This window comes from Bacteroides sp. AM41-16, from assembly GCF_003603495.1.
GTDB lineage: Bacteria > Bacteroidota > Bacteroidia > Bacteroidales > Bacteroidaceae > Bacteroides > Bacteroides uniformis.
Map to the genome: position 1 here is coordinate 45,609 of NZ_QTNE01000030.1, position 6,553 is coordinate 52,161.

A 6,553-nucleotide genomic window follows, 5' to 3' on the forward strand; every position below is an offset into this window, starting at 1 on the left:
GGCAATTTTGTTGGATTAGGAGGTGGCTATATGGTCATTTGGTATGTTGAAAGAAAGAACTGCCGGATAATGATTGTTTATCTTGTCCTGCTCTTCTTCTGTATACCGGTGTAAAGTGGGATAGTTGTACCGTAGAAAGTTTTCCAATCCATCAGGTGCTTTCAGATAAAGTGGACCGAATTTGATTGGTTGTAAATGGTTGAGACTCGTCTCCAAAACATGGTCGGTAGTGGTAATCACATTGTTGTAATACAAAGTTTTCCATGAGTTGAAACAACTTTGCATTATCACCATCAAACGGTAGATTGTCTTTTTAGAGAGTGTCATATCAACTATCCGGTTCAGAAGGCAGGCAACAGCTCCACGATTGGTAGGGTTGGATATTTGACATTTTCCGAAGTGTTTCCATAGCCATACCTCTTTTCCCATCAGGCAGCATTTCAGAAAGTTGACGGCTTCATATTGTATCTTCCTTAATAGCTTATTGTTTGGAATACGGTCAAAAGGGAATATATCGACAAAGATTCCCTGATGCATAGGTACATCTTTAAACATCTCTTCGACAAACAAGGTGTTGTTTTTCTTGACTTTGGCAAAGTAATAAGGACTATGAGGGTCGGTATGTATCCATGAAAGAAAGTATGGTTCTCTCAGTTCTTGGGAGGCTATCTGGAGAAACTTATTGTAGTCTTCCCGTTTCATACCTATATCTATGTCGTCATCCCAAGGAAGAATCGCTTTGTCATAGAGTGCCCCTATTGCTGTTCCGCCGATTACAAAATAGGGAATATTGTGTTTGTCGCAGATGCGCACAATCTCTTCCAGTATTTCGTATAGCACCTGATGTAGTTGGGTCAGTTCTTCTGGGGTATATTGCTTCACCATGGATACCATTTTTGATTGATGTCTGCAAAAATAATGATAATAGTTGAAAGGAGCACTTTCCATTTCAATCTTCTTTTGCGAAATCGGACTTGAGTTTTTCTATCAGTGTGTCGGACTCCCCGCTTACCACTTTCCGGCAGAACATCTTTCCAGACTGCTGCAATACCGGCAGGTCCTCGAGTGTCATCACGCGGATGGATGCGCCGTAGTCTATGTAGTGCAAGGGGGTGAGACGGGTAAGTCCGGGGTATTCTCCCTCTAAAAGAAGCCCTTTTGAGGCAAAAGGGGAGTTGAATACGATGGTCTGTATGCACAGTTCGCTGGGTACAAAGCTGGTTCTGAAATACTTCACCAGCTTCTCCTCCGTGCACAACTTTTCATATACATATCGTGCGCAGGGCAACGTGATGGCCCAATAGTCGGAACCGAAATAGACATCTGCCTGCTTGCCCTCCAAGGGTGCAAAAGGGGCTTTCCGGATGGGGAGTATCTGTGCCAGCTTGCGCGATGCTACGATGAGTTTGTTCTTCCACCATATACTCTTCCAAGGCAGGTCACGGAAAGGGTGGTAATGGGTTATCTTGTGCAACTGCTGTTTCACGGTGCAGCGTGTCAGGTTGAAACCGCCGATGAATTCAGTGTCTTGATGCTCCTCGAAATAGTGGTGGATGGCGTTGTTGTTCCATAACGGATAGTCTTGCCCGCTCAGGCATACTACACGGGTATAGGGGATGCCGCTGTGCAATACGGCGGCAAGCAATTCTTTCTGATATTCCACTTGTTCCCATCCTCCCCAGCTTATCCGGTGGCGGGGCACGAAAGTGACCTTGTCTCCCAAGGCTTCTTCAAAAGGGTGTATATCGGCATTGAGGTCGATGTGCACGTAGAAGTCTGCCCGGTCATCCAGTGCGGCAACCAGGCGTGCCAAGTGTGGGGCATCCTTGTAGGCGGATATGATGTAGGCTATGCGGCTCATGCTCTTTTTTTCTTTAAGAGGAATTCAATGCTTTCCCGGAAGATGGTAGATTGTAGTTTCCACAAAACCAGTGCATAAAGCCCAGCTACCATAATGATTTTGGCTGCCATATTTAAGTATAGGTTTTCTATGGGCTGAGTAGCATAGTGAGTTGACACTACGAGTACAATGGATAGGGAGAGATAAGGAGAGATGTCTTTCAGCATATCGCGCAGTCTTAATCCTATCTCCCTCTTGACAAAACGGAACCATACAAACAGCCAGCCGATATTGATAATGACGAAAATACGCAGCATCCATTCCAACCCGTATGGGTATATGGCGCATACAGCTGCTATTTGCAGCAGGCTCAAGCTGATGGTGCTCCACATATAGATAGAAGAATGTCCCCGGCTGATGAGCAGGTTGGAGAACAGATTGATGACGGGAATAAATGCTCCCCAAATACATAACAGTTGCAAGATATCGGCACTGGGCAGCCACTTCTCCGTGATAGTGATTATAATCAGTTCTTTCGATACCAAGCTCAATCCCAGCATGGCGGGGAAAGAGATAAAGGCGGTGAAGCGCAGCAGCTTTCTGAATACGGCAAGTTGCCGTGCCTTGTCGTCGGCAACCCGGGTAAAGACGGGTTGTGCAATGCCGTTTATCATGCCCGTAATCGTGGTATGTCCCATGCCGTTCCACTTGTTTGCCTGCGTAAAGTTACCCACTTCCCGTTCCGAATAGAACTTACCCAACAAGACGGAAAACAAATTGTTATTGATTATGGTGAAGATATTCGTAATGATTATCTTACTGCTGAACCCTATCATCTCCTTAATGGGTGTGAAGTCGAACCGGAAGCGGGGTCTCCAATGCGAGAAGTAGAAGTTAAGAATCGTCATTACGGTGATGAAAGAGATGCTTTGCAATGCAATCCCCCAATAGGCGAATCCGTTTGCCGCCAATGTGATGCCCACAATACCGGAGACTATCAGACTTGAAATAGAAATGACGGTAGTGTCCTTGATTCTGAGGTTCTTGAATAGATATGCCCTCGGTGCAATGCTCATGCTGGAAATGACGAATCCCAAGAAGGAGAGACGGGACAGCGGTATCAGCTCGGGCGTATCGTAGAAGTCGGCAATCAGCGGTGCGGCAAAGAAGAGTAATATATATATAGTAGTGCTGCACATCAGGCTGAACCAGAACACGGCGTTGTAATCCTTGTGCAAAGTCTCCTTCCGGTTGGTCAGTGCCGAAATGAACCCACCCTCCTGCAAGGCGGCGGCAATGGCGGAGAAGATGGTAAGCATCCCTACCATACCATAATCCGAAGCATCCAGCAGACGGGCAAGGACTATTCCGAATCCCAGATTTAACAACTGCTGTATGCCGTTGCTGAATCCTCCCCAGAAGAGGCCTTTGGCTGTTTTTTCTTTGAGTGATGTATCGGACATAGTTTATTGGTTGATAAGGCAACGAGTTAACAAGGCCACGAGGCTTTTCCTTCCTCCTTGTAGCCTTGTTAACTCGTTACCTTGTTACTGTTTTATTTCACCTCGCTGCCCGGCTTCACCTCTTTCAGCAGTGAAGTCACCGCCAGCGAGCCGTCATAATTCTCGGCAGAGAGAATCATTCCCTCACTTACCAGCCCGTTCTTGAATTGGCGTGGAGCGAGGTTGGCGATGAACAGCACTTGCTTGCCTACCAGTTCTTCCGGTTTGTAGTGCTGGGCAATGCCGCTGACGATGGTGCGGTTTTCCAGCCCGTCGGCAATCTTGAACTTCAGCAGCTTCTTCATCTTGGGCACTGCCTCGCATTCAAGCACTGTACCTACGCGGATATCCAGCTTTTCAAAGTCTTCGAAGGCGATGGTCGGCTTGATGGGGTTTGCCTTGTAGGTGGCGGCTTCGTTTGCCTTCTTGGTGGCAAGCAGCTTGTCTACTTGTGCCTGGATGACGTCGTCTTCTATCTTTTCGAACAGCAGTTCGGGGGTGCCCAGCTGATGTCCGGCAGGCAACAGGTCGGTGTGTCCCAGCTCTGCCCAGTCAAAGCTGTCCATGTTCAGCATCTTGCGAAGCTTCTCGCTGCTGAAGGGCAGGAACGGTTCGAAAGCAATGGCAAGGTTGGCGACCAACTGCAACGAGATGTGGAGAATGGTGGCTACGCGCTCCATGTCTGTCTTGGCAAGCTTCCACGGCTCGGTGTCGGCAAGGTATTTGTTTCCGATGCGGGCAAGGTTCATCGCTTCCTTCTGTGCGTCGCGGAATTTGAATACGTCCAGCAACTTCTCCACTTCTGCCTTGACGTCGGCAAATTCTTTCAGCGTCTCGCGGTCGTAGTCGTTCAGTTCGCCTGCGGCGGGCACTACGCTGTCGAAGTACTTCTTGGTGAGTTGCAGGGCGCGGTTCACGAAGTTGCCATAAACGGCAACCAGCTCGTTGTTATTACGTGCCTGGAAGTCCTTCCAGGTGAAGTCGTTGTCTTTTGTCTCCGGTGCGTTGGCGGTCAGCACGTAGCGCAGCACATCCTGCTTGCCGGGGAAGTCAACGAGATACTCGTGCAGCCATACCGCCCAGTTGCGTGAAGTGGAAATCTTGTCGCCCTCCAGGTTCAGGAACTCGTTGCTCGGCACGTTGTCCGGCAGGATGTAGCTACCCTCTGCCTTCAGCATGGCGGGGAACACGATGCAGTGGAACACGATATTGTCTTTTCCGATGAAGTGTACCAGACGCGTTTCGGGGTCTTTCCACCATTTCTCCCATGTGTCGGGCAGCAACTCTTTGGTGTTGCTGATGTAGCCGATAGGGGCGTCGAACCATACATAGAGCACTTTGCCCTCGGCACCCTCTACGGGAACGGGAATACCCCAATCCAGGTCGCGGCTCACGGCACGCGGCTGCAAGCCCATGTCGAGCCAGCTCTTGCATTGGCCATAAACATTGGGACGCCACTCCTTATGGTCTTCCAGAATCCATTGGCGAAGCCATTCCTCGTGTTTGTCCAGCGGCAGATACCAGTGCTTCGTCTCACGCATCACGGGCTGGCTGCCGCTGATGGCACTCTTCGGATTAATCAGGTCCGTGGGGCTGAGGCTGGTGCCGCACTTCTCGCATTGGTCGCCGTAAGCGCCTTCGGCATGGCAGTGGGGGCACTCGCCGGTGATGTAGCGGTCGGCAAGGAAGGTCTTGGCTTCTTCGTCGTAATACTGCATGCTGGTCTTTTCGATGAATTCTCCCTTATCGTACAGCTTGCGGAAGAAGTCGGAAGCCGTGTCGTGATGCGTCTTTGAGGTAGTACGGCTGTACACGTCGAAGGAGACGCCGAACTCTTCGAAAGACTTCTTTATAAGCGTATGATAGCGGTCCACCACGTCTTGCGGGGTGATGCCTTCCTTCTTGGCGCGGATGGTGATGGGCACTCCGTGTTCGTCGGAGCCGCCGATGAAGATAACATCTTCCTTTTTCAGTCGCAGGTAGCGGACGTAGATGTCGGCAGGAACATAAACGCCTGCCAGGTGTCCGATATGAACCGGGCCGTTGGCATACGGCAATGCCGAGGTCACGGTGGTACGTTTGAATTTCTTTTCCATTGTGTTATTATGTATCTCTTTTGTTATGAACGCTTTTAGTGGCACAAAGATAGCTGTTTTCTGCAAAATATGAGTATTCTTCCAGATTCTTTCCAGATTTAGGCTTCATCTTTGCCATACAAAATGAACAAACTTGGTATTGATAATGTAAAAAAACGAAATGACTATGAAACTGGAAAAGTACTTCTTATTATTGGCGTTAGGCGTGTTTGCCTTTGCCTTGCAAAGCTGTGATGATGACGACAACGACGGAATCTCCGTGCCCGCGGAACTGAGTAATGCGTTGGCCAAGGAGCATCCCAATGCCCAGCGTATAGAATGGGAAACAAAAGGTGCATATTATGTGGCTGATTTCCATGAGGACAATTTCGAAAAGGAGGCCTGGTTCACCAAAGACGGTGTATGGCAGATGACCGAAACCGACCTCCGTTATGCAGACCTTCCCGCTCCGGTGAGAAGCTCTTACGAGAGTAGTACCTATTATAATGTATGGAAGGTGGAAGATGTAGACAAGCTGGAACGTAAGGAAATGGCTGTTGTCTACATCATCGAAGTGGAGAAAGGTAATCAGGAAATGGACCTCTATTATTCGGAGGACGGCATTCTGGTGAAGGAAGTGGCCGATGCGCACAACGGCGGTTCTCCCGAAGATTATCTCCCTTCTGATATTTCCGCTGCCATCAAAGATTTTATAGCAGAGAAATATCCCAATGCCCGCATTGTGGATATTGAAAAAGAAAAGAACGGTATGACGGAAGTCGAAATCGTGCACGGAAGTATCAGCAAGGATGTGATGTTCACCGCTGAGGGTGCATGGGCCTATACTATCTGGGATATCAGTAAGAGACATCTGGAGGATGTAGTGAAGAACGCCGTTACGGCTGCCCATCCCGGTTATGTCATTGATGATGCCGACTTTATTGAGACTCCCGATGGCAGTTACTTTTTGGTAGAGATGGAGCAAGGGGAAAGGGAAATCTACGTAAAGGTGACAGCGGAAGGTGAAATACTGCCATAATCTTATACTGAATACTTCCCTTTAAATCAGCGTATTGTATTTACCGCTTGTTTACTGTCTTATCCTGATATAGGTAGACACATTTACAAACTAATAA

Annotated in this window: 5 protein-coding genes; 1 reads left to right on the plus strand and 4 read right to left on the minus strand. The window is 48.6% G+C overall.

Annotation, left to right across the window (positions count from 1 at the left end; genetic code table 11):
• Positions 1-15 precede the first annotated feature (15 nt).
• From DW896_RS20290 to metG, 4 genes are all read right to left on the minus strand, one after another.
• A complete protein-coding gene (locus tag DW896_RS20290; RefSeq protein WP_005834345.1) occupies positions 16-885 on the minus strand; it encodes a phosphorylcholine transferase LicD in 870 nt (289 codons plus the stop codon).
• 64 nt (positions 886-949) lie between these two features.
• The gene (locus tag DW896_RS20295) at positions 950-1,861 is read right to left on the minus strand and encodes a beta-1,6-N-acetylglucosaminyltransferase (protein WP_009037609.1); all 912 of its coding nucleotides are present in this window, start codon (positions 1,859-1,861) and stop codon (positions 950-952) included.
• Entirely contained in the window at positions 1,858-3,303 is a 1,446-nt protein-coding gene (locus DW896_RS20300; protein WP_117969061.1) for a lipopolysaccharide biosynthesis protein, read from the minus strand. The genes DW896_RS20295 and DW896_RS20300 overlap by 4 nt, the downstream gene beginning before the upstream one ends.
• Positions 3,304-3,395: 92 nt before the next feature.
• Complete coding sequence (gene metG, locus DW896_RS20305) at positions 3,396-5,438, minus strand: methionine--tRNA ligase (RefSeq protein ID WP_009037611.1); 2,043 nt, start codon at positions 5,436-5,438, stop codon at positions 3,396-3,398.
• 166 nt (positions 5,439-5,604) lie between these two features.
• On the opposite strand from metG, the gene DW896_RS20310 reads away from it, so the two are divergent.
• Positions 5,605-6,456 (plus strand): PepSY-like domain-containing protein, encoded by an 852-nt coding sequence (locus DW896_RS20310; protein WP_005834354.1) that lies wholly within the window; start codon positions 5,605-5,607, stop codon positions 6,454-6,456.
• The last annotated feature ends 97 nt before the right edge of the window (positions 6,457-6,553 follow it).